At 61.9% G+C, this 24,279-nt stretch carries 20 protein-coding genes; 12 read left to right on the top strand and 8 right to left on the bottom strand.

All coding sequences use genetic code 11. The features are described from left to right. Position 1: 1 nt before the first annotated feature. Both gspE and gspD read right to left on the bottom strand, forming a co-directional pair. The gene (gene gspE, locus ACYQ47_RS21730; protein WP_370652050.1) at positions 2 to 1,513 is read right to left on the bottom strand and encodes a type II secretion system ATPase GspE; all 1,512 of its coding nucleotides are present in this window, start codon (positions 1,511 to 1,513) and stop codon (positions 2 to 4) included. Further along, positions 1,510 to 3,933 carry a type II secretion system secretin GspD gene (gspD, locus tag ACYQ47_RS21735; protein ID WP_250492893.1) on the bottom strand — a complete coding sequence of 808 codons (2,424 nt, stop codon included), beginning with the start codon at positions 3,931 to 3,933 and terminating at the stop codon, positions 1,510 to 1,512. Before gspD ends, gspE begins: the two co-directional genes overlap by 4 nt. 624 nt (positions 3,934 to 4,557) lie before the next feature. Between gspD and ACYQ47_RS21740 the strand changes: the two genes are divergently transcribed. Both ACYQ47_RS21740 and ACYQ47_RS21745 read left to right on the top strand, forming a co-directional pair. After that, positions 4,558 to 5,004 carry a lytic transglycosylase domain-containing protein gene (locus tag ACYQ47_RS21740; RefSeq protein ID WP_250492851.1) on the top strand — a complete coding sequence of 149 codons (447 nt, stop codon included), beginning with the start codon at positions 4,558 to 4,560 and terminating at the stop codon, positions 5,002 to 5,004. A 182-nt stretch (positions 5,005 to 5,186) separates the two neighbouring features. Further along, entirely contained in the window at positions 5,187 to 6,395 is a 1,209-nt protein-coding gene (locus ACYQ47_RS21745) for a GTP-binding protein (protein WP_459906812.1), read from the top strand. Positions 6,396 to 6,539: 144 nt separating this feature from the next. Here ACYQ47_RS21745 and ACYQ47_RS21750 read toward each other — a convergent pair whose 3' ends face one another. Further along, positions 6,540 to 6,818 carry an HU family DNA-binding protein gene (locus tag ACYQ47_RS21750; RefSeq protein WP_008352404.1) on the bottom strand — a complete coding sequence of 93 codons (279 nt, stop codon included), beginning with the start codon at positions 6,816 to 6,818 and terminating at the stop codon, positions 6,540 to 6,542. 299 nt (positions 6,819 to 7,117) lie between these two features. Between ACYQ47_RS21750 and ACYQ47_RS21755 the strand changes: the two genes are divergently transcribed. From ACYQ47_RS21755 to ACYQ47_RS21790, 8 genes are all read left to right on the top strand, one after another. After that, entirely contained in the window at positions 7,118 to 8,143 is a 1,026-nt protein-coding gene (locus ACYQ47_RS21755; RefSeq protein ID WP_459906815.1) for a VTT domain-containing protein, read from the top strand. Between the two features lie 83 nt (positions 8,144 to 8,226). Further along, a complete protein-coding gene (gene mnmC / locus ACYQ47_RS21760) occupies positions 8,227 to 10,017 on the top strand; it encodes a bifunctional tRNA (5-methylaminomethyl-2-thiouridine)(34)-methyltransferase MnmD/FAD-dependent 5-carboxymethylaminomethyl-2-thiouridine(34) oxidoreductase MnmC (protein ID WP_459906817.1) in 1,791 nt (596 codons plus the stop codon). A gap of 783 nt (positions 10,018 to 10,800) precedes the next feature. Next, positions 10,801 to 12,003, top strand: coding sequence for a cation:proton antiporter (locus tag ACYQ47_RS21765; protein ID WP_250466215.1), 1,203 nt, complete (start codon positions 10,801 to 10,803; stop codon positions 12,001 to 12,003). 44 nt (positions 12,004 to 12,047) lie between these two features. Beyond that, positions 12,048 to 13,163, top strand: a complete 1,116-nt coding sequence (locus tag ACYQ47_RS21770; protein ID WP_244826634.1) for a YbdK family carboxylate-amine ligase — start codon at positions 12,048 to 12,050, stop codon at positions 13,161 to 13,163. 803 nt (positions 13,164 to 13,966) lie between these two features. Beyond that, positions 13,967 to 14,611 carry a MarR family winged helix-turn-helix transcriptional regulator gene (locus tag ACYQ47_RS21775; protein WP_244826633.1) on the top strand — a complete coding sequence of 215 codons (645 nt, stop codon included), beginning with the start codon at positions 13,967 to 13,969 and terminating at the stop codon, positions 14,609 to 14,611. 145 nt (positions 14,612 to 14,756) lie between these two features. Continuing rightward, the gene (locus ACYQ47_RS21780) at positions 14,757 to 15,485 is read left to right on the top strand and encodes a glutamine amidotransferase (protein WP_250466213.1); all 729 of its coding nucleotides are present in this window, start codon (positions 14,757 to 14,759) and stop codon (positions 15,483 to 15,485) included. A 101-nt stretch (positions 15,486 to 15,586) separates the two neighbouring features. Continuing rightward, a complete protein-coding gene (locus ACYQ47_RS21785) occupies positions 15,587 to 16,699 on the top strand; it encodes an NADH:flavin oxidoreductase/NADH oxidase (protein ID WP_244826631.1) in 1,113 nt (370 codons plus the stop codon). A gap of 215 nt (positions 16,700 to 16,914) precedes the next feature. After that, on the top strand, positions 16,915 to 17,364 hold the full coding sequence (locus ACYQ47_RS21790; RefSeq protein ID WP_244826630.1) for an SET domain-containing protein: 450 nt from the start codon (positions 16,915 to 16,917) through the stop codon (positions 17,362 to 17,364). Positions 17,365 to 17,418: 54 nt separating this feature from the next. Here ACYQ47_RS21790 and ACYQ47_RS21795 read toward each other — a convergent pair whose 3' ends face one another. The 3 genes from ACYQ47_RS21795 to ACYQ47_RS21805 all read right to left on the bottom strand — a co-directional run bounded on the left by ACYQ47_RS21795 (position 17,419) and on the right by ACYQ47_RS21805 (position 20,192). After that, positions 17,419 to 18,939, bottom strand: coding sequence for a sensor histidine kinase (locus ACYQ47_RS21795; protein ID WP_370652049.1), 1,521 nt, complete (start codon positions 18,937 to 18,939; stop codon positions 17,419 to 17,421). Positions 18,940 to 18,959: 20 nt separating this feature from the next. After that, positions 18,960 to 19,646: a response regulator transcription factor gene (locus ACYQ47_RS21800; RefSeq protein ID WP_244826629.1), complete on the bottom strand. Its 687-nt coding sequence runs from the start codon at positions 19,644 to 19,646 to the stop codon at positions 18,960 to 18,962. Between the two features lie 282 nt (positions 19,647 to 19,928). Then, positions 19,929 to 20,192 (bottom strand): hypothetical protein, encoded by a 264-nt coding sequence (locus ACYQ47_RS21805; protein WP_459906821.1) that lies wholly within the window; start codon positions 20,190 to 20,192, stop codon positions 19,929 to 19,931. Between the two features lie 2 nt (positions 20,193 to 20,194). On the opposite strand from ACYQ47_RS21805, the gene ACYQ47_RS21810 reads away from it, so the two are divergent. After that, entirely contained in the window at positions 20,195 to 20,680 is a 486-nt protein-coding gene (locus tag ACYQ47_RS21810) for an Lrp/AsnC family transcriptional regulator (RefSeq protein ID WP_244826627.1), read from the top strand. Here the strand turns inward: ACYQ47_RS21810 and ACYQ47_RS21815 are convergent. Continuing rightward, entirely contained in the window at positions 20,656 to 21,195 is a 540-nt protein-coding gene (locus ACYQ47_RS21815; RefSeq protein ID WP_244826626.1) for a class IV adenylate cyclase, read from the bottom strand. The genes ACYQ47_RS21810 and ACYQ47_RS21815 overlap by 25 nt on opposite strands. 88 nt (positions 21,196 to 21,283) lie before the next feature. Then, entirely contained in the window at positions 21,284 to 22,186 is a 903-nt protein-coding gene (locus ACYQ47_RS21820; protein WP_459906824.1) for a LysR family transcriptional regulator, read from the bottom strand. A gap of 125 nt (positions 22,187 to 22,311) precedes the next feature. On the opposite strand from ACYQ47_RS21820, the gene ACYQ47_RS21825 reads away from it, so the two are divergent. Beyond that, on the top strand, positions 22,312 to 23,988 hold the full coding sequence (locus tag ACYQ47_RS21825) for a GMC family oxidoreductase (RefSeq protein ID WP_250466205.1): 1,677 nt from the start codon (positions 22,312 to 22,314) through the stop codon (positions 23,986 to 23,988). Positions 23,989 to 24,279: the final 291 nt, after the last annotated feature.

Below are 24,279 nucleotides of genomic sequence, written 5' to 3' on the forward strand. Positions count from 1 at the left end.
GTTAATCTCCGCCCGTCACGCGCAGCACTTCTTCGAGCGACGTCACGCCGGTCGCCAGCCAGCGGTTGCCGTCCTCGCGCAGCGTGCGCATGCCTTGCTTGCGGCCCGCCGCGAGAATTTCGGCATCGGCGGCGTTGCGGTGGATCAGCGGACGGATTTCATCGTCCATCAGCAGAAGTTCGTAGACGCCGCGGCGTCCTGCGTAACCCGACTGGCCGCAGCGGTCGCAGCCCACCGGATGCCAATGCGTCACGCCGTCTTCCTCGACGCGCTCTTCCTTGCACACCGGACACAGTTGCCGCACGAGCCGCTGCGCCAGCACGCCGAGCAGCGACGATGCGAGCAGATACGGCTCCACGCCCATATCGGTGAGACGCGTGACGGCCGAAGCGGCGTCGTTCGTGTGCAAGGTCGCAAGCACCAGGTGACCCGTGAGCGACGCCTGCACCGCGATCTGCGCCGTCTCCAGGTCGCGAATTTCCCCGATCATGATGATGTCCGGGTCCTGCCGCAAAATGGAACGCAGCGCGCGCGCGAAGGTCATGCCGATGCGCTCGTTCACCTGTGTCTGGCCAATACCCGACAAGTCGTATTCGATCGGATCTTCCACCGTCATGATGTTGGTGGTGGTGGTCTCAAGCCGCGACATGGCCGCATAAAGCGTCGTGGTCTTGCCCGAGCCCGTCGGCCCGGTGACGAGCACGATGCCGTGCGGACGGCCGATCAGCTTGTCGAAGTTGACGAGCGTGTCGCGCGCCATGCCGAGCTTTTCGAGGTTCAGGCGTTGCGCGTCTTTTTCGAGCAGACGCAGCACCGCGCGTTCGCCGTGTCCGGTCGGCAGCGTCGACACGCGCACATCGACGGGACGCCCGCCCACGCGCAAGGTAATGCGCCCGTCCTGCGGCAGACGTTTCTCGGCGATATCGAGCTGCGCCATGATCTTGATCCGCGAGATCAGCGCGCCGTGCAGCGCTTTCTTCGGGCGCACGACGTCGCGCAACGTACCGTCCACGCGAAAACGCACGACCGACGCGTTCTCGAACGGCTCTATATGTATGTCCGACGCCTGTTCGCGCGCCGCCTGCGTCAGAAGCGCGTTGATCATGCGGATGATCGGCGCGTCGTCTTCCGATTCCAGCAGGTCCTCAACTTCCGGAATGTCCTGCATCAGGCGCGAGAGATCGACTTCGCCCTCCACTTCGCCGACAACCTGCGCCGCGCTGCCGTCGTTGCGCGCATAGGCGGAATTGATGGCGGCGGCCAGTTCATCGGCGGATTTGCGCTGGATGGACAGCGCGCCGAAATTGCGCGCGACCTCCGCGAGCGCGGCGTCGGACGTGCGCTCGCTGATCCAAACCTCGATGTTGTCCGCATGCTGATGCGCGAGCAGTATCTGTCCGGTTCGCGCGAAGCTGTAAGGCACGAGCCTGGCCGCGAGCGGCGACGCTGCGGCCGGCGCTTCAGCGTTGTGGGCGAGATTCGTGCGATCGGCTTCGGCGTTCAGCGTATTCACGGCCGTGCTCCTGACGAACTGTTCGAATTGTTCGAACTGTTATCCAGCGGCGTGGTGCTCGGCTGATTGTTGGGCACCGCGTAATTGGTTGGCGCATTGCCGTACGGCGGCTGCTGCGGCTGCGGCAACTCCGAACGCTGCGGCGCTTGCTGATACGGCTGCGGCGCGGGACCCGCGTTCGGGTCCTGGGGCAGCGTCGTGCTCGGCGTACCGCGCGTCAGGTTGCTCCAGTCCAGCAGATTTTGGGCCGGGGCGCCACCGCCTTCGCTCGGTCCAAGCGGCTTCGGCGGCATGACCGGCACGTTCTGATCGCGAATCAGGCGGTTGTCCGTGGTCGAGCCGTATTGTTGCTGGCGCATGTAGTCGTAGCGCGTGTTGGCGATCTGCGAAGCCGTCGCCTGATCGCGCACGATCACTGGGCGCAGGAACACCATCAGGTTGGTCTTCGTGCGCGTCTTGCTTTCGCTGCGGAACAGGCTGCCGATGAACGGGATGTCGCCCAGAAGCGGAATCTTGCTGTTGTTATTGTTGTACTGATCCTGCATCAAGCCGCCCAGCACGACGATTTCGCCATCGTCCGCGAGAATGGTCGACTGCACGGAGCGCGTGTTGATGGTCACGCCGCCCGGATCGGTCTTGGTCGTGGCATCGACGCTCGAATCTTCCTGATAGATCTGCATCTTGAGCACGCCGCCGTCGGTGATCTGCGGCTTGACGTGCAAGGTCACGCCGACGTCGCGGCGGTCGAACGTGTTGAACGCCGTCACCGACGTCGCGGCGTTGGCGGTCGGCGTGGCGTAGGAGCCCGTTACCACCGGCACGTTCTGGCCGACGACGATTTTCGCTTCCTCGTTGTCGAGCGTGATCAGGTTTGGCGTGGAGAGGATGTTGGCGTCGGCGGACGTGGACAACGCCTGCAAGAGACCGCCGAGACCGAACAGATTGCCGAAGCGGTGCAGCAAGCCAATGTTCAGGCCGTTCGCCAAAAGACCCGTCGAAGCGGTGATCGCCGACGTGTTTTGCGCGACGGCTGCGCCCTGCACGGTCAAATCGAAGATGTTGGTATTGCCCGAGCCGAAGCTCGTGCTGCCGTACACCGCGTTGTTGCCGCCGTTCGAAAGCAGCAGACCCTGCCATTGAATGCCGAGATTGGCCCCGGTGGTGGCCGAGAGCTCGACGATCAGCGCTTCGATATAGACCTGCGCGCGGCGCGCGTCGAGCTGGTCGATCACGGCGCGCAGGTTCCGATAGACCGGGTCCGCCGCGGTGATGATGAGCGAATTCGTCGCCGAATCCGCCTGGATCATGCCGCCGCCCGAGTCGTTGCCGTTGTCGCTGTCCTTGTTCGACGAGAAACCGCTGTCGCGATTGCCGCCCGAACCCGACATCGGGTTACTGCCGCTGCCCGAACTGCTGTTGCCGCCAAAACCGCCTGGCAACGGCGGCACGCCCGACGTGCCGGTGGAGTTCGACGAATTGCCGAGCCCGCCGCTCTGGCCGAACGAATTCGACGAGTTCGAGTTCGAATTGCTCGACGAGTTGTCGTTGCTGCTGCCGTTGCCCTTGCCCATCATGCCGCGCAGGGTTCTGGCAAGACGCGTGGCGTCGGCGTTGCGCAACGCCACGACGTGCATGTTGCCCGGCTGTGAAGTCGGCGAGTCCAGCTTCTTCGCTAACGTTTTCGCGGCTTCGAGCCGCGCGCTGCTGGAAGCGCGGAACATGAGCGAGTTGGTGCGCGGGTCGGCGGTGACGACGACCTTGAGCGTGGCGTCCGTGCTGCCGATCGTGCCGGGGTCGAGCAGCTTGTTCATCTGGTCGGCCACGTCGATCGCGTTCGCGTTCTTCAGCTGGACCAAGTCCACCTCGCGCCCGGCAGCGGTATCGATACCCGCGATGATTCCGGCGATCCGCCGCACGTTGTCGGCGTAGTCGGTGACCACGAGCGTGTTGTTGCCGGGATAGGCCGCGATGGTGTTGTTCGGCGAGATCAGCGGGCGCAACACCGGCAAAATGTTATTGGCCGATTCATTGCGTAACTGGAACACCTGCGTGATGACCTGATCGCCTCGCGCGGCAGGCGAGTTGCCGACATAGGTCGGCACGCCCTGCAGCTTGGCGTCGGCCTCGGGCACGACTTTCAATACACCGTGATCCTGCACCAGCGCAAAACCCTGCATGCGCAGTGAGGCTTGCAATGTCTTCAGCGCCTGATCCTCGGGTACCGGATTTTCCGAGACGAGGTTCAACTGCCCCTTCACCCGGGGATCGACGATGATTGTCTTGCCAGTGGCGGCGCCGATCGCCTTTGCGACCTGGTCGATATCGGCGTTGACGAAATTCAATGTCACTTGCGCGTGCGCGGCTTGCGCGACGATAAGTCCCGCCGCCAGCAGTGCCGTCGCGATGCGACGCAGTGCGATAGGTTGTCTTCTCATGAATGTGTTGTCTAAGCGAACTTCTCGGGTAAAGCCCGCTAAGGCAGCACCGCTCGTCAAGCAGAGGCGCCGCCGATCGTTTCCGGGCTAGCTTGCCCGGGCGACGATCATTTCAAAAAATTGTGACGATAGCAGCAACGCGTAACGAAATTATTCAAAAAATCGTTCAAGACCAGAATTTTCTCTAGCCGCCTTCGCTTACTGAATTCCGCCGCTCTCAAGCTTTCAACGAACTTGCCGATAAACCGCCTGTGAAGCCTTCACAGGCTGGCCCATGCGCGCGGGAGACGAATTGTAACCCGACTCGAAGTCTTATTATTCAGACGTTTAAGAACGCCTTCCGCCGCGCGGCTGGCGGAAAACGGCTGACCTATGGCGCGCCCTCGCCGGGGTGTATGTCTGGTGGCTAACTTATGGCGTCAAACTTCAGCGGGTATGATACGGGCGGTTCCGCATTCCGGGCGGCGACATCGGGGGTGGGTTTTCCCGATGCCATACGGCTGCGAGCGTGCTTTGACTGGCGCCGACGCGGATGAATGACGTTAGGCGCCCGGTCGCCGAATTGGCGGCGTGACGCTTTTCCGCGTGGGCGGATGGAGTAGAAAGAAGATGAAGAGATTCCTGCGATTACTTGCGATGGCCGGCGGCGTGATGCTCGCGGCTGCTTCCGCACACGCCGACTGCTTCGACGAGGCAGCGAAGTATCAAAAGGTCAATCCGCTCATCTTGCGCGCCATCGCCTGGCAGGAATCGCACAACAAACCCGACGCCATCAACAAGAACGCCAACGGCTCGACCGACTACGGTCTGATGCAGATCAACTCGATTCATCTCAACACGCTGGCTCAATACGGTATCTCCAGCGGCACGCTGATGGAACCCTGCAAGGCCGTGTACGTGGCCGCATGGCATCTGCGCCAGAAGATGAACAAGTATGGCAATTCGTGGCAGGCCGTCGGTGCTTACCATTCCGAAACACCCGCATTGCGCGACAAGTATTCCTCGCAGATCATCGATATCCTGCGTCGCTGGAAATTGCTTCAGGCTTCCAAGTAAGTTCGGCCCGGCGCTCAGGCGCTTGCGTCCTTGCGCCTTTCATCTGCATTTGATGCAAAATCCCTTCTCCGACAGCGCGCACCGTTGACCATTGTCCGGCGTGTCGCTTCGCCTGTGCGCGGGCTTGCCGTTTGCCGCGTGTCCGCCTGCCTCTCAAATGCCGCTCGCCGGTCATCATCGCAATGAACTCAACGCCACTCCCAGTCACCGTGATTTCCGGATTCACCGGCGCGGGAAAGTCCGCGCTCGTCAATGCCATGCTCGCCAACGACGAAGGCGTGCGCGTTGGCGCCGTTAGCGTCGCCCACGAAGCGGACCCGGTCGAAGCAATCGAGCGAGACATCGCAGCGCTTGCCGAACAGCAGCGATTCGATGCGATCGTCGTCGAGCTGCCGCCGTTCGTGAACCCGCTCGATATCGCGGAGCAACTTGCTTTCGGCGACGATGAGCAAGCGACGCTCGGCGGTCAGGCCGTGCTCGATACCTTCGTCACCGTGATCGATGCGGCGAGCTTCCTGCGCGATTACGCGTCGACGGATTCGCTCGCGCAACGCGGCCTTGCATCGCACGATGACGCGCACGACGAAGGCAGGACGGTGGTCGAGTCGCTCATCGAGCAGATCGAATTCTGCGATGTCATCGTGATCAACAAGATCGACCTCGTCGACGAAGAGGCGCTCGAAACGCTCGCGAGCATTCTTCATGCGCTCAATCCGCGCGCGCTTCGGGTGCAGACGCAGTCAGGCAAGGCGCCCATAGCCGACGTGCTCGATACGAACCGCTTCGATTTGGACAACACGGCAAGCGCGCCTGGCTGGCTCGCGATTCTCAACGACGAGCATCCTTCGAACGGCGAGCCGGATGCGTCGGGTGTCGGGCATCTCGTCTATCGCGCGCGCCGGCCTTTTCATCCGCAAAGACTGTGGGAACTGCTGCATCGCGAATGGACGGACGTGTTGCGCGCCAAGGGATTCTTCTGGCTCGCCACGAGAAGCGAAGTGGGCGGGGCGTTGTCGCAAGCGGGCGGGACGCTGCGGCATGGTCCGGCGGGCGTGTGGTGGGCGGCGCAGGATCGCAGCGAATGGCCAACGGACGATCCCGAGCTCGAAGCGGATATCGTCGCGGAATGGTTCGGTGACCCGGATGACAACAGCGTTGGCGATCGCAGGCAAGAGCTGGTGCTGATCGGCCTCGATCTCGACGTGGCGGCATGGGACGCCAACTTCGATGCATGCCTGCTCACCGACGAGGAATGGCTGCTCGGCTCGGACGGCTGGCGGCATCTGAACGATCCGTTTCCTGCATGGGGTATCGACGATCACGAGCATGAACACGGCGATCACGATCACGAGCACGGTCCGGATTGCGGCTGCGACGGCCACACGCACTAAGCCAAACCGCACGAGTCGAGCGCGCGAAAAAAAACCCGCCGAAGGCGGGTTTATGTGTTGCTGCGGTCTGTCTGCGCGCACGCGGATTAACCTGATTCCGAGGCGCCGCGCTAAGAGCGCGTAGCGCCACAATCGGCAAGAAACTTACCGCTTGTTCACTGCGTCCTTGAATGCCTTGCCAGCCGTGAACTTCACCGTCTTTGCGGCCGGAATCTTGATGGACTCGCCCGTCTTCGGATTACGGCCGGTGCGCGCTGCGCGCTTGCCCGAACCGAAGCTGCCGAAGCCGATCAACTGCACTGCGTCACCTTTCGAGACAGCCTTCTTGATCACTTCGAGCAGGGTGTCCAGCGTTTCGCCGGTTTGAGCTTTGCTTGCGCCGGTCTGAGCGGCTACGGCGTCGATCAATTCCTGTTTGTTCATTAAGGTTCCTTTATCAGTTTAGGTTGACACGAACAGCGCGAACGCGCCGATTATACGTGCGCGGGCCGTGCAGTCGAGTAGGGACGGCCTTCCGGCGCGCCTTTGCGACGAACTGGCGTTCTTTCGCGCCACTTCTACGGCCATGCTTCGCTTCATTGCCCTCGCGCCGCCTCTATACGCGGCGCTTGGTATGATAGCGCAGCGCAAACCCAATCAGGACAAGGGTTTCAAAGATTTACCCTTATATTTTCCGGGCTTGCGGGCGGTTTTTTTGAGCATAGAACTCCGGGGTGCGGTCCATGCTACGCGAGCTGATCATCGAATACGGGCTGCCGTTGGTTTTTGCCAACGTTCTGCTGGAATGCCTCGGTCTGCCGCTGCCAGCCTTGCCCACATTGGTTCTGACGGGCGCCATCGCAGTCACCGCGAGCCTCGGAAGAAGCGGTCTCACGGCCATGTTTCCCGCCTCCGCATTCGCGCCGCTCGTCGCTATCGTGGTGGTCGCAAGCACCGCCGCATTGCTCGGCGACACACTCTGGTTCTGGCTCGGACGCCGTTATGGCAGCCGCGTGCTGGGCGTTCTGTGCAAGCTTTCCATCTCGCGCGACACGTGCGTGAACCGCAGTCTCGACTTCTTCGGCCGCTTCGGCGTGCGTATTCTCGCGGTATCCAAGTTCATCCCCGGCCTTTCAACGCTGGCCATTCCCGTGGCGGGCGCGACCGGCGTCGGCTTCGGCACCTTTCTGTTTTATGACGCACTCGGCGCGATCCTTTGGTCGGGACTCGGCGTGACGTTCGGCGCGATGTTCGCCGATCTCGTCGATAAGGCGCTCGCCCTGCTCGACTGGCTCGGTCGCGGCGTCCTGGCAATCGCGGTCGTCGTGCTCGCGCTATATCTCGGCGCGCGCTGGTGGCGGCGCGTCACGTTGTTGCGACGCCTGCGCATGGCGCGCATCGAGGTTGCGGAGTTGCGCGCGTTGCTTGCGAGTGAACCACGGCCGCTCGTCATCGATGTTCGTCGCGGCGAGCGTCGCGCGATGGACCCGTATGCCATTCCGGGCGCGCTGCTGCTCGATCATGGCGGCATCGCGGCGCAGCTTGCGGGCATCGAGCGCGATCTCAAGATCGTGACCTACTGCGATTGTCCGAACGAAGTATCCGCGGCGTTGGCGGCAAAAGACCTGATCGCGCATGGTTTCGACGATGTCGCGCCGCTCTTCGGCGGTCTCGAAGCATGGCGCGCCGCCGGTCACGAGGTCGAACCGATCGCGCTCGAAGGCACGATGCCCAACGCCTTGCATGCGGCCAAAGCGCCGTCTGTCTAGTACATGCTCGATGTCTTGCCGTATTCGTCCGGTATAGCGGACGCCTTCGCTTCCCTTCCCTTTTTCGCATGACCGAATCATCGTTGCCTACGGACAAGCTTTTCGAGCTGCACGATCTTCCCGCGCGCTGGCGGCATCGGCGCGTCTTTACTTTCGTCGATACGCAATTCGCGCACACCAACCGCTTTCTCGACATCTGGCGACGTTGGCGCGATGACAACGCGCGTTGCGAACGTCTGCATGTAGTCGTCATCGCGCCGTTGCATGCGCTCGATGCAGCGCCGTCGAAGAACGGCGACGTGCTCGCGGACGCACTGATAAACGCCTGGCCGATGCGCGTCTCCGGCATGCATCGGCTCGAATTCGATGGAGGGCGCGTGGTGCTGACGCTCGCCATCGGCGATCCGAACGACATGCTGTCGAGACTGTGGCTGCGCGCCGATGCCTTCCATCTCGACGCCGCCGCCTTCGACAATCCGCAATGGTTGTGCAAGGGCATCGCGCGGCTTGCGGGCGATGACGCAACCGTATCGGCGACGAACATCGCGGACGCCGCCTCGTTGCGACGCGCATTGGAGGCATCGGGTTTCACGTGTGCCGACGACCGAAGCGCGCGCTTCGCCCCGCGCTGGCGCGTGCGTCGTCACGAACCGCCGCGCGCGTCCGCTGTCCAGTCGCGCGAAGCCATCGTGATCGGCGCGGGACTCGCGGGCTCTGCAATGACATCGCGTCTCGCGGCGCGCGGCTGGCATGTCACGCTCATCGACCGGCACGCGCTGCCCGCGCGCGACGCGTCGGGCAATCCGGCTGGCGTGTTTCATCCCATCGTCTGGCGCGATGACAGCGTCGCCGCGCGGCTCACCCGTGCGGGCTTTTTGTTCGCGCTGAGTCAGTGGCAAGCGCTCGAAGCGCGCTCATACGACTTGCAACGTAGCCGCGATGGCTTGCTGCAAATCGCGGACACGCCCGAAGACGCCGCCGCGATCGCCGACGCCATCGCCCGTTTCGCGTATCCGCGCGACTACGTGAGTTCGGTATCCAGCGCCGATGCATCGCGTATCGCAGGCGTGGATGTCGCGCGCGGCGGATGGTTCTTCCCGCACGGCGGCGCGATCTCGCCGGCATCGGTCTGCTCGGCGCAGCTTGCCGATGCCGGCGCCGCGCTGACGACGCGAATGAACACGGAAGTGGCGCGCATCGAACGTGATGGTGACAACTGGCGCGTCTTCGACACGCACGACGCGGAGGTCGCGCGAGCGCCGATTCTCGTGCTGGCGAACGCGCATGAAGCTGCGCGACTCGCATATCTCGATGATGCAACGACGAGCAGCGTTCGCGGACAACTCAGCGTCCTGGACAGCACCACGCTCGATGGATTGCGCGTTCCCGTCATCGGCGAAGGTTATGGGGTGCCTTTGGGCGAACGAGGCACGCTGATCGGCGCGACCTATGACATCGACGATCCCGATATCGAAGTTCGTGACGCAGGGCATCGGGAAAACATCGAGCGCGTTGGAGCCATGCTTCCGGCACTGCAAGCGACGGCGCATGTGAAGCAAGGCCGCGTCGCGTTCCGTTGCGTGACGAGCGACCGCATGCCGATGATCGGCCAGTTCGCCGATGAAGCCGCCGCGCGCGCCGACGCCGCCCGCCTCAAAGGCGCGTGGCCGCTCGACCTGCCGCGCATGCCGGGTTTGTATGGCGCGTTTGCCTTCGGTTCGCGCGGGCTCGTCTGGGCGACGCTCGCCGCGGAACTCATCGTCTCGCAGATCGAAGGCGAACCTTGGGTCATCGAACGCGAACTCGCCGAGTCGATCGATCCCGCGCGCTTTTTATTGCGAGCGCTGCGTCACGGTCAATTCGACGCAACGTAGTTATCCAAGCCGGGTTGTGGATAAGACCCGGGTTTACCGAAGAACGAGTTGTGGACTCGTTGTGCACGTAAACGGGACAACCTGCACGAGTGCCCGAGCGTCCCGAAAGTTGTTCAAAGTTGACCGCCATGCCTGAACATGTTTACCGCTGCGTTCTGCTTTTCACAATCGCTTGTTTGGAAAGGAGAAATTGGTCTTATCCACAGGTAAGGCAGGTGCTTGTTAACTACTACTACGTGTATATACAGTAAACCTGTAAACACCTGACACAGAGGCTATCGGAAGAGAGAAAACGAATCCGCAAACCGCCGGCCGGTCAGCCTTGCCGCCTTCGCGTGTGCGCGGTTGTCGCTTTTACTTCATAAAAATCATGAGCCTGGACTTCCCTGTCACGGTCATCGAGGTATGGCACAATCGCGCTTCTTCCCGCGTCGCGCCGTTCAGACGGCGACCGCTTCAACGGAACGATGAGCGCGCGCCACGAATCTGATCAACCAGGGCCGCGCTGTCGTCTGGCCGTCGGCCCGCCTCCGGGCAAGCGCCGCTTGTCTTGCCCGCATCCGTCACCATCTCAATGCGCGCGAGTCGTAAGCCGCGCGATGGCGAGCCGGGTGCGTCGTCTAATTCGTGCACGGCTGGTTCCGTGACGCCGTGTTCGTTCGCTTTCGTTTCATTTGAATGAACTCATTCGCCTGAACAGGCGAGCCGCTCGGATGCGCCGCGCGCGCAAAGTCACGCAACAGAACGTGCATCCTCTGCTGCAACGAAGGAGAAGCAAACACGATGAATTCGGCCTTTTCGTTTTTGCCCGCCTGGCCGCTCGAACCCAATGCCATTCTTTGGGCAGGTCTTGCGCTCGTCACCGCCGGCCTCGCCGGAGAATTGCTCTGGCGCGCATGGCGTCTGCCGCGTATCACGGGCTATGCGGTCATCGGGCTGATCGCCGGTAACGCGGGACTCGGTGTGATCGACGTAAGCGCAGGCGCCATCTCACGGCCTCTGCTGGATGTCGCGCTCGGGCTATTGCTCTTCGAACTCGGCGGCCGGCTCGATTTGCGCTGGATCCGCCGCAATCCGTATCTGATTCTGTCGAGCATCGCCGAAGCCACGCTCACCTTCGGCTTCGTGCTGATTGCGTTGATGTTATGCAACGTGCCGACAATGCCTTCGATCGTCATCGCGGCCATCGCCATGGCGACGTCGCCCGCAATGGTCATCCAATTGAAGACCGAATTGCGCGCCGAAGGACAGGTCACGCAGCGTCTTCTCACGTTGACCGCGTTGAACAGCATGTACGCGGTGATCGTCGAAAAACTCGCGGCCGGCGTGTTGCATCAGGAAATTTACGGCAATGCGTTTGCAACCATTCTGCAGCCGCTTTATCTGCTGATCGGTTCGCTCGTGCTGGCCTTCCTGCTCGCGCGTGCATGCAACCTGCTGTATCGGCGTCTGAATGCGAACGACGAGCACTCCTTCGTCGCGTTGTTCGGTCTCGTGCTGCTGGCTATCGCGATCGCGCATATCTTCAAGCTGTCGATCATTCTTGCGCTGCTTGCAGCAGGCATCATCGTTAAGAACGCTGATGAAAAGCCGCAACTCTGGCCTACGCATTTCGGTTCCGCTGGATGGCTGCTGACCGTCATTCTTTTTGCGCTGACACTGACGTCGTTCGAATGGCGCGATATCGCGCTTGGCGGTGTAGCGGCGCTCGCGCTGATCGTCGCGCGCTTCATCGGCAAGCTGGCCGGCGTGATGATTTTCGCAAAGCCGAGCGGGCTCGACTGGAAGCAGGGCGCGGCGTTGGGCGTCGCGCTCACGCCGATGTCCGCGCTTGCCTACCTGCTCGTCGACGACATGTACGTGCTTTATCCGAGCTACGACCCGACGCTTCGCGCGATCGTCATGTGCTCGATCGTCGTGCTGCAAATCGTGTCGCCGTTCCTGGTGTACCGTAGCCTGTCGGCGGTGGGCGAGCGGCGCGAATAGGCGCCGCACCGCACCGCACGGGCATTGAATTTTCTAGAGGCGTCATGGCACTCGAACCATTTATCGACTCCGAGCCGTTCACCTTCGGCGTGGAGCTTGAGATCCAGGTCGTCAATACGCACGACTACGATCTGACCCGCGCCGCGTCGGACCTCATGCGTCTCATCAAGGACGAAGAGATTCCGGGCAACATCACGCCGGAAATCACCGAAAGCATGATCGAGCTTTCGACCGGCATCTGCACGACGCATGAACAGGCCGTCACCGACCTGCGCAAGATTCGCGATACGTTGGTCGCGGCGGCGGATCAACTCAATGTCGGCCTTGCCGGCGGCGGCACGCATGCTTTTCAGCAATGGAGCGACCGGCAAATTTACGACGCGCCGCGCTTCCAGTACATCTCCGAACTCTATGGCTACCTGGCCAAGCAATTCACGGTGTTCGGCCAGCACGTGCATATCGGCTGTCCGGACCCGAATAGCGCGCTGTTCCTGTTGCATTCGATGTCGCGCTATATTCCGCACTTCATAGCGCTTTCGGCATCGTCGCCGTATATCCAGGGTGTCGATACCGGCTTCCATTCGGCACGACTCAATTCAGTATTCGCGTTCCCGCTTTCCGGACGCGCGCCGTTTGTCCTCACGTGGGACAGCTTCGAGGAATACTTTTCGAAGATGGTGCACACGGGCGTCGTGAACAGCATGAAGGACTTCTACTGGGATATCCGGCCGAAGCCGGGTTTCGGCACCATCGAGGTTCGCGTGATGGATACGCCACTTTCTGTCGATCGCGCTGCGGCGATTGCTTGCTATATACAAACGTTGTCGCGGTATTTGCTGCTCGATAAACCGCTTACGCCGCAAGAAGACGATTACCTCGTCTACACATTCAATCGTTTCGAAGCTTGCCGCTTCGGTCTGGAAGGCACTTGCGTGCATCCGCAGTCGGGAGAGCGGCACACCATCGGCGAAGATATTCTCGCAACGCTGGATGTACTTGCACCGCATGCCGAAGCATTGGGTTCGCAAGCGGCGCTCGCGCAAATCGCGGACATTGCACGCGGTGGCATGAATGACGCCACTTGGTTGCGCGGCGTTTTCGACAAAGAGAAGTCGCTCCATGAAGCCGTACGTCAGCAATGCCTGCAATGGCGCGCATGACGCTGCCCTTACACACGCGTTGAAGTGAGAATCAAGACGAAAGGCCGTTTCGATGAAAGTCGAAACGGCCTTCGTGCTTTGAAACTTCGGTCTCGCTATGTTGTGTATGAAACGCGTGCATGCGGAACTTAGGAATAAGCTCGTTGCCTGAACGTTACGTGAATCGTTACGGCATCTCTAAGGTTTCCCGTGAGAAGTCCGTATACCTACGTAATAGAAGGTAACGAGGGCTGCGCGACGCTATGGAAAACGTTAAAAAGCGCTGCAAGGTCAACGAATTGGAAAAACGATAAGGCGGTGAATCAAAGTTGAATGGATGCGCGCGACCAAGGATAAGACAAAGGGTGGTCGGAAGATGCCTTGGCTTATCGAGAATTCGCTCACAACCAAACGCTACGTTTTTCCACGGGTTATCCACAGTTTTGCGTGAATAATTAAGGTGTACGTTTGTTCTAGGTCGCTTAGAATGGCGACGTTGCCGACGGCGCGTCATAGTCGGCAAAAACATAGCGCCGCAACCGGTCACTTTGGACGCAAAGCAAGATTGTCGAGCAGGGTGGTGAAGTGGCTGGTGACAAGATGGCGCATAACGAAGAGGGTTGCATGTCCCCCATTCAGGCAAAGCGAATTGGCTTGGTACGCCTGAATTTTGAGACGGCGGGGACCACGACCTGAAGGCGGTCTTTGGAATACTGACAGCAATGCACAGGCAGCAGGTTCCTGGGGCGGCTTAGGGGACGTGGTGTTCGTTGGTTAGCGAACATGCCGTCAAAACCCATAAGCGGAACAACAAGCGAAAGATCATGAGTGAAGGTTTATACGGAGAGCAGGCGACGGGGCGGGTGACCCACGGCCTGCTGAGGCTGAGCACAGCGATGCGCAGCCAGGCCTGGGAATGGGCGGAAGGCGCGGGGCTTACGCCAACCCAGGGTGAAATTCTCGTACTGCTGATGCAGCGCAAGGGGCCCATGCGCCTCGGCGAGATTGCACGGGAAACCGCGCTGACCGCCGCGACCACCAGCGACGCCGTGAGCACGCTCGAAGGCAAGGGGCTCGTCGAAAAGCGCCGTGCACTCGACGACGGTCGCGCACTGGCGGTACGTCTGACCGCACGCGGCCGCACGGCCGCCAAGCGCGCGCTGCAATGGCCGGACTTCCTCGCGAAGGCAGTCGGCACATTGCGTGAGGAAGAGCAAGCGGCGCTTTACCGCAGCTTGCTCAAGACCATCCGGCAGCTCGAAACACAACAGCAGATTCCGGCGCATCGGATGTGTCTGTCGTGCGCGCATTTCCAGCCGAGCAAGAATCCGAAGAAGGTGCTGCATCATTGCGCACTGCTTCAGATCGACATGGCGGATACCAATCTGCGTCTCGACTGTTCGGTATACGAAGAAGCCGACGTCGCCACGCAGAAGAAGAGCTGGAAGGTCTTCGCGCAAATCGCCTGAACGGCAACGGCCCGGGACAACCCGGGTCGATCGGTGCAAAGGTACGCTGTGAGGCCGCGTCGAGTCGGTTAGACTGTGCGCGTCGCGCCTCCTGGCGAGGCGCGGCTCGTCTCTACTCCGCAGTCCGAGCCACGGAAACCCGCCGATGAAACATGAAGTCCTGGCGATTCGCCACGTCTATTTCGAAGATCTGGGCAGCCTCGAACTGGTCCTCGGCGACCGCGGCCATCTCGTGCGTTATCTCGACGTGGGCCGCGGACGCATAGACGCGCCCGATCCGCTCGATGCATCGCTCATGGTCGTGCTCGGCGGGCCGATCGGCGCCTACGACGATGCGCAGTATCCCCATCTGGCTCCGCTTTTGTCGATGCTCGAAAAGCGCATTGCGGCGGGCTTGCCGACTATCGGCATCTGTCTTGGCTCTCAGCTGATCGCGCGTGCTCTCGGCGCGCGCGTGTATTCGTCGGGAAAGCTGGAGCTCGGCTGGTCGCCGCTTGCGCTGACCGACGCCGGGCGCGCGTCGCCGCTGCGTCATCTCGAAGCCGATGGCAAACCCATTCCCGTATTTCACTGGCACGGCGACACCTTCGATTTGCCGCAAGGCGCGAGCTTGCTTGCATCGACGGAAGCTTGCGCGCATCAGGCGTTCTCGTGGGGCGAGCATGTGCTTGCGCTGCAGTGCCATCCCGAAGTGCTGCCAGACCGGTTCGAGAGCTGGCTCGTCACCTATCCCGCGGATATCGCCAGGAGCGGCGCCACGGCCGTCACGCTGCGTGAAGAGACGGCGCGCCACGGTCCCGCCCTCGAACGCGCGGCGCGCGCCATGTTCCACGAATGGCTCGACAAGTTTCCCTGCACCGAACGTCAGGGCTGAAAGTCAAGGCGCGGATTGCGGCGGGTGGGACCGCATGCATCCTGCACGGAAGAAATCCCGATGCTATTCTCGATCGCATCTTTTCTCACCGAGCCTTCGACATGAGCGCGCTTTTCACTCCCAAGACCTTACGCAGCCTTCAGCTTCCCAATCGCATCGTCATTTCGCCGATGTGCCAGTACTCCGCCGAACGCGGCGAGGCCACCGCGTGGCACATGATCCATCTGGGCCAACTCGCGCTCTCGGGCGCGGGCATGCTCGTCATCGAGGCGACCGCGGTCGAGCCTGACGGCCGCATCACGCCTGGCGATCTCGGTCTCTGGGACGACGCGACCGAAGCCGCGCTGCGTCCGGTCCTCGCGGCCATCCGCCAGTATTCGGATATCGCCGTGACCATGCAGCTCGCGCACGCGGGCCGCAAGGCGTCGAGCAACAAGCCGTGGGATGGCGGCCAGCTGATCCCGGTTGCCGACGGCGGCTGGATGACGCACGCACCTTCGGCCATTCCGCACAAGGAAGGCGAGACGCCGCCGCTCGCGCTCGATGCGGCCGGCCTCATTCGCGTGAAGGAAGCGTTCGTCGCATCGGCGAAACGGGCGGCGCGGCTTGGTATCGACGGCATCGAAGTGCATGCGGCGCATGGTTATCTGCTGCATCAGTTTCTGTCGCCGCTCGCCAATCAGCGCACCGACGAATACGGCGGTTCGCTCGAAAATCGCATGCGTTATCCGCTCGAGATTTTCGAGGCCGTGCGCGCCGCGTTTCCCGCCGACAAGCCCGTCGGCGTGCGCGTGTCCGCGACGGATTGGGTCGAGGGCGGCTGGACCATCGAGGACACGATCGCGTTCGCGGCGGAACTGAAGAAGCGCGATGTCGACTGGATCGATGTCTCGTCGGGCGGCGTATCGCCGCTGCAGAAGATCACGCTCGGGCCGGGCTATCAGGTGCCGTACGCACAGGCGGTCAAGGAAGCCACGGGCGTGACGACCATCGCGGTCGGTCTCATCACGGAGCCGCAGCAAGCCGAGGCGATCGTTGGTAGCGGCAAGGCGGACTTCGTCGCCATCGCGCGGGCCGCGCTGTACGATCCACGCTGGGCGTGGCACGCCGCCGCCGAGCTCGGCGCGACCGTCACGGCGCCGCCGCAATACTGGCGCTCGCAGCCGCGCGAACTGAAGAACCTGTTCGGCGACGTGGCGTTCGGCCAGCGCTAACCAACATCATCAGTCGACCCACGGATACTCACGGGCCAGTTGTTCGACAGCGGCCCGGGAGTGTACGATAACGATTGAGTTGAACAGCACGTTCAACCATGCCAACGCGGCGCCTCAGCGGCCACCGCGTTTTTTTTATCCGCTTTCGTCGAGACGATCCAAGACGAAGTGGACATGAAGCCAACCCCACACCTCGTTTATTAAGGATTCGTTCGATGAGTTCACGCAGGATCACCGTCCGCCGCTCGGGAGTACATGGCAAGGGCGTATTCGCCGTGAAGCACATCGCGGCGGGTGAGCAGGTGATGGAATACAAGGGCGAGCGTATCTCGTGGAAGGAAGCGCTGCGCCGGCATCCGCACAATCCGGATGAGCCGAATCACACGTTCTACTTCGCGCTCGACGACGGCAGCGTGATCGACGGCAAGATCGACGGCAACAGCGCGAAGTACATCAATCATTCGTGCAAGCCGAATTGCGAAGCCGAGGAAGTGGAAGGGCGCGTGTTCATCCACGCCCTGCGCGACATCGAGCCGGAAGAGGAGCTCAATTACGACTACGGCCTCGTGATCGAAGGCCGCATCACGAAGAAGCTCAAGAAAGAATACGAATGCCGTTGCGGCGCGAAGAAGTGTCGCGGAACCATGCTCGCGCTGAAGAAATAGGCGCTTGCAACGCCATGGTAAAGAAGCCACTGCATGGAATCATGCCGTGGCTTTTTATTTTGCGGCGGCTGGCGCCGCGCCGTCCTTGAGCGGCATACGCACGATGAAGCGCGCGCCGCCTTCCGGAGCGTCTTCGTAATGCACCGTGCCGCCGTGCAGCGAGATGATGTCGTGAACGATGGCGAGCCCGAGTCCCGCGCCGCCTTCCACCATCTGACCGTCGCCACGGAAGAAGCGCTTGAAGAGATCGGGTTGCTGATCCGGCGGCACACCGGGACCGTTGTCCTCGATGACCACCTCGCCGAAACGCTTGCCTTGTGCATCGTGCCAGTCGCCGATGGTCAGCGTGATGCGCGAACCTTCATGACGCGACGGCGGCACATACTTGAGCGCGTTGTCGATGAGATTCGCGATCACCTCGCGCGTCAGCACGATATTGCCGCGCGCCATCATCGGATGTTCGTTGTCGGGGTCGTCGAGACGCTGAAAGCCCAGATCCACGCCCGCCGACAACGCGCGCGGCACCCATTCCGCGCCGGTTTCGAACGCGAGCGTGGCGAGATCGAAGTCGGTGAAACGCGCGGCTTGTTCGCCCGGTTCGGCGCGCGCGAGCGAAAGCAGTTGATTCGACAAACGCACCGCGCGATCCGCCGATGCGCGCAGTTCCTTCACCGCTTCGATGGCCTTCGCCGGATCGCGCGAACTAAGCGCTTGCTCCGCGTGCAGCTTGACGGCGGTAAGCGGCGTGCGCAATTGGTGCGCGGCATCGGCGATGAATTTGCGTTGTGCATCGAGCGCGGCCTGAAGGCGCACGAGCAAGCCGTTCATGGCGCTCGTGAGCGGACGGATTTCGCTTGGCACGAAGGTTTCGTCGACGGGTTCGAGCGAGATGTGGGTCTGCTGGTTGAGCGTGTCGGCGAGATCGGTGAGCGGGTTCAATTGCTGATTTACCACGCGCCATACGATCACCCAGCCTGCGAGCAGCAAAAGCAGCAGCGGCATCATGATCGCGAAGAGAAACTCCACCGCGATTCTGTAGCGCGAGCCCACGCGCTGCGCCACTTCGACCACGATAGGATTGCCCGTCGGCTGCGGCACGCGCACTTGCGCGGCGCGCACGCTCACGCCCTGATAGTGCGTTTCGAAAACGTATGCATAGTGGATGCGCCGCACGGCGGTGCCGGTCAGCGGCAGATCGGGCTCGCCGGCAATTTCCTGGTCGCCCGTGCTGATGCGATAGACGAGCTGCTCCACCGGATCGGAGAACATCGCCTGGGCGAGCGGCGGAACGGTGACGGGGGCATCGACGCCCGCGAGCTGAATCTGCTTGGAGATGGCGGTGGCGAGATCCGCGAGAGAACGGTCCACCACGTGCTGCGTGTACTGCCACGCGAGCCAGTACGCCATCAGGCCGCTCATCAGCGCGAGCAGGGACAGCGGCGCGGCCAGGCGGCGCAACAGCGTGCGCCGCAGGCTCGGTGACGCGGGAACTTCGGTGGCCTTAGATCGCGCCAGATCGAGCCAATCTTCGCGGGCGAAACGCTGATCGCCCGCGCGCCGGGTGGGAAGTCGCAAACCGTTCTACCGCCGGGACGTCACGTCGCCTGACGGATCTCCTGAAGCAAATAGCCGAAGCCGCGCACCGTCACGATTTCCACGCGCGTGTTTTCGAGCTTTTTGCGCACGCGATGCACATAAACTTCGATGGCCGTATCGCCGAGATCGCCGCCGAAATGCGTCAGGTGATCCTGCAATTGCGCCTTGCTGACGACGCGGCCATGACGCAGCAGCAGCATTTCCAGCACGGCGAATTCGCGCGGCGACAGTTCGAGCGGACGCTCGTCGTTGAAGATGCGGCGATCCACGCCCGACAGACGCAAGCCGCCCAAGGTGACTTCGGGGCGCGGCACGTCGCCGTGCGGGCCGCTACGGCGCATCACGGCGCGAATGCGCGCTTCCAGTTCCTGCGGCTCGAAGGGCTTGAGCATGTAGTCGTCGGCGCCGCTGTTCAGCCCTTGCACGCGGTCATGCAGTTCGTCGCGCGCGGTGAGGATGATGACCGGCGTATGCCGGTTGCTCTGGCGAAAGCGCGCCAGAAGCGTCATGCCGTCGATGCCCGGCAGGCCCAGATCGAGAATGACCAGTTCGTGGCGGTTCTGCGCGAGCGCTTGCTCGGCGAAGATGCCGTCGTGGACCATATCGACCGTGAAGCCCGACTGTTCGAGGCTGCTCTGGATGCCGCGCGCAATGGGGCGGTCGTCTTCAATCAGAAGGATTCGCATGAACTCGCTCAAGTACGATGGGTTTAACCCGAGCCGGCGCCCAAGCCGGTGACATGCACGACGCGGCGGCGCGGGTTCGAGCCGGATCAAATCCGTTGATTCTCATGCGGCGTCGCGCGAACGTAACCTCGAGCCGCGAGCGGCCGTACACCGGATGACTTTCTGCCTGAACGTTGCCCAGGCTAGTTGCGCTGCTGATTGTACAGCGTCAGTCAGAAGTGCCGGTCGATCGGCCGGGTCCACGGGCGCGCGTCACGCGGCTACATTACACGCGCTTATAAATCAGCCTGCACGACCGAAAGATTTCAGCACGATTTCTTTCTCCAAGCTTCGCATCGGCTTCCATCCATGACGTGAAGCTGGCAAAAGGCGCTTTTCGATCCTTTCGATCATGTCACGGTTGGTAATACGGCTGTTACCTTGTCGGTTGCCGTAAGCAGGCGTTAAGCTCCGCGCGAAACGGCCCTTCGGCGCGTCGGGTATGTGAGTGATGGCACTTTCATGCGCTAAAGTCGCATCTTCGTTTTCGCTTTCGCGCGCGCCCAATCATGCTGGAACTCGATCATTTCGATCTCGCTTTGCTCGATGTGCTGCAACGCTTCGGTCGCGCCACGCATCAGCAATTGGGCGAGCAGGTGCCGCTGTCGCCGTCGCAGATCGGCCGTCGACTGCAGCGGCTCGAAGCGACCGGCGTGATCGAAGGATATCGGGTGGTGTTGCGGCCAGAAAAGCTCGGCCTCGGTGTGACCGCGTTCACGAGCCTGAAGCTCAAGCATCACGGCGATTCGATCATCGAGGAGTTTCAGCAGCAGATCGAGACGCTGCCCGAAGTGCTCGAATGCCACGCGACCGTCGGCGATGCGGATTACCTTCTGCGGATCGTCGCGCCCGATCTGAACGCGCTGTCCACCTTCGTGATGAAGAAGCTGATGCGCGTTCCCGGCGTCGATAGCGTGCGCTCGAACATCGTGCTCACGACATTCAAGCGCAACGGTCCGCTTCCGCTAGGTCACTTGTCGACCGATTCCGCCTGAAGCGTCGGATTCAGCAAGTCGACATAAGCAACCGGCACCAGATCCGTCTGTTCCACGCCAAGACGCGCGAACATGGCGTGCGCTTCTTCCTCGCCGCCGGCTTCGTCGTCTTCCTGACCCAGCAGCACTTCGAGTTCGATGAAGTCCCCAAGCCCATCCACGCGATCCAGATGGATGCGCGTGCGCCCGACAAGATAGACATGCCTTTCCTTCGTGACGATGCCGCGCGTGGTCAGCGCCTGCGCGAGCAGCGTATGCATGGCTTCGGGATTCGTCACGGGACTGCGCGAGTAATACGAGACTTTCGGGCCGTCGCGGTCGTCGCGCTGATAGAAGATCAGCTCCGATGGCGTGCCGTCGTCGAACTGGCGCAACTTGAGACGGCCGGTGGGCACGTCGTAGAAGAAGTCCTGCTGGCGAAACACCAGCGGCCTGTCGGTGGCGAGCGCGGCGGCGCGCTCACGCAATTGGTCGAACTGATGAGCGCGTGCCTTGATTTCGATGTTGCGTGCCATGGAGGACTCCGGTTGAGCGGTTTGCCTTGAATGAAGCATCTGCGCTCAAGCCTAGCAAAGTTTCGATGAAGGCCGCTTGAACTTCGCCTTACATCGACCATTGGGCGTCGATGAGCCGCAGCGCCGCCGCAATCGCCGGTTCCTCGCGGCGTTCGGCGAGCGTCACGAACGACAGTTGTGTCGATACCGTGACGCCCTCGACGATGGTCAGCGCATGCGCGTGCGCCTCCCGAAGCGCGATCGAATCGCGGGCGAGCGAAAGGCCCACGCCCGATTTGACGAGATCGAGCATCGACGGCTCCTGATCCACTTCGGCGACGATGGTCGGCGACGCGTTGGCGTCGCGGAAAATCTTCGATAGCAGCCGGTTGTGCGCGGATTCCGGCGGCGTCCAGATCCACGGCAACCGCGCGAGCGTCGCCCAGTTGCGCTTTCCCTTGTTCACGCGGTTATGCCAGCCGGCGGGCGCGAGCACGCGATAGTCGAAGGGCGTCAGCCGCACGACATGAAAGCGCTCGCCATCGCGCGTGCCGTCCGCCGCAGGGTCGCCGATGTAGTAGCCGACATCCAGTTCGCGCGACTTCACGCGTTCGAGCACCCAACCCGACATGCCATGCCGCAACGCCGTTTCAATGCGTGGATAAGCTTCCACGAGTTGCCGCAGAAAGCCGCCAAGGCGCAGAAATTCGGGGTCGAGAATCGTCCCGATGCGCAACGTGCCGCTCACTTCGTCGCGCAATGCGGCGGCGGCGCGTTGGACATCTGCGGCGGCGACGAGCGCGCGTTCCGCGTGCGGCAGCAGCGCTTCGCCGTCGCGCGTCAACAAAAGTCCGTGCGATGTCCGCGAGAACAGCACGACGCCGAGCATCTCCTGAAGATTCTTGATCTGGAGACTGACCGCTGGCTGAGTGACATGCAATTGCGCCGCCGCGCGCGTGAGATTGCCTTCGCGAGCGACGGTGATGAAAGCGCGCAGAAGTGTGTAGTCCATGCGCTGATATTAGCGCGACTTATATCGCCGATGAACATATCTCATTGGATTTGCTGCGGCTTGCGGCGTTACTCTCGCCAGACCATGCCGCGACAGACGGCATATCCGGCCATCAGGAGACAGCGATGAAACAGGACGCCCGCAAGCTGGAAGGTGAATTCGACTACATCATCGTCGGCGCGGGCACGGCCGGATGCGTGCTCGCCAATCGCCTCAGCGAAGACCCCAACGTGAACGTGCTGCTGCTCGAAGCGGGCGGCAAGGACGACTATCACTGGATTCACATTCCCGTCGGCTACTTGTACTGCATTGGCAATCCGCGCACGGACTGGCTGTACAAGACGCAAGCCGAAGCGGGTCTGAACGGGCGCGCGCTGTCTTATCCGCGCGGTCGCGTGCTCGGCGGATGTTCATCCATCAACGGCATGATCTACATGCGCGGCCAGCGCGAAGACTACGATGACTGGGCGCATATCAGCGGCGACCCGAACTGGTCGTGGGATTCCGTGCTGCCCATCTTCAAGCGCAGCGAGGATCATCACGGCGGCGCGAATCAGTGGCATGGCGCGGGCGGCGAATGGCGCGTGGAAAAACAGCGTCTCAAGTGGAAGATTCTCGAAACCTTCTCGCAAGCCGCGCAGCAAAGCGGCATTCCCGCAACCGATGACTTCAATCGCGGCGACAACACAGGCGTCGGTTATTTCGATGTGAACCAGCGCGGCGGCATTCGCTGGAACGCGGCCAAAGCATTCCTGCGTGAAGCGATGAAGCGCCCGAACCTCACGACCATCACCGGCGCGCACACGCAACGGCTCGTGTTCGAGGGCATGCGGTGCTCGGGCGTGGAATATCGCGGCGGCGACGTCGATTACATCGCGCGGGCGCGTTGCGAGGTGATTCTCAGCGCGGGCGCGGTCAACTCGCCGCAGATTCTCGAGCTCTCGGGCATCGGCAATGGCGCGCGGCTGCAGCGGCTCGGCATCGATGTCGTGCGCGATCTGCGCGGCGTCGGCGAGAATCTGCAGGACCATCTGCAATTGCGCATGGCATACAGAGTGAACGGCGTGCGCACGCTCAATACGTTGTCGGCCAAATGGTGGGGCAAGCTTTTCATCGGCATGCAATACGCGCTCTTGCGCAGCGGCCCCATGTCGATGGCGCCGTCGCAACTCGGCGCGTTCGCCAAATCCAATCCCGACGACGCATCCATCAAGCGCTCCGATGTCGAATATCACGTTCAGCCGTTGTCGCTCGAACGCTTCGGCGAGCCCTTGCACGCGTTCAATGCGTTCACGGCGTCCGTATGCAATCTGCGGCCTACGTCGCGCGGCAGCGTGCATATCGGCTCGCCGGATGCGCACGCGGCACCGCTCATCGCGCCGAATTATCTTTCCACGGAACACGACCGCGAAGTTGCCGTCAACGCGTTGAAGCTCACGCGGCGTATCGTCAGCGCGCCCGCGCTGGCGCGACATGCGCCCGAAGAGATTCTGCCCGGCATCCAGTTCCAGACGCAGGAAGAACTGATCGAAGCGGCAGGCAATATCGGCACGACGATTTTTCATCCGGTCGGCACATGCCGCATGGGTACGGACAACGATCCCGCCGCCGTGGTCGATAGCCGTCTGCGCGTGATCGGCGTGCGCGGATTGCGCGTGGTCGATGCATCGGTGATGCCGGTCATCACCTCCGGGAACACGAATTCGCCGACGCTGATGATCGCCGAACGCGCAAGCGACATGATTCGCGAAGACCGGCGCGGCATGGAAGCGCAAGAGGTCATCGCAACCGCGCTTGCATGACCGCACGATGAACGGCGCGTTTTGCGGCCTCGCACGAGACGGCGTCATGCGAGGCCTTCGCATGTCCGACAGCCCGAGCTTTCAACGGCGTAAGTAAGTGCAAATCCCAATGATTGCGCTGCATCATTGCGGCGACAATGGCCTCGAATCAGGTGATGCTCGGCTTATCGCGCGCACACTTTTGTGCAACCGCAACAGCGGCGCACGAGGCAAAGCGGTATCGGCGCGAAACCCGCGTCCGGTATGCGCGGATAAAAAATAAGGCGCAGGCGAAGTCATCCGCTTAGCGTT

The sequence above is a fragment of the Caballeronia sp. HLA56 genome (genome assembly GCF_054655155.1).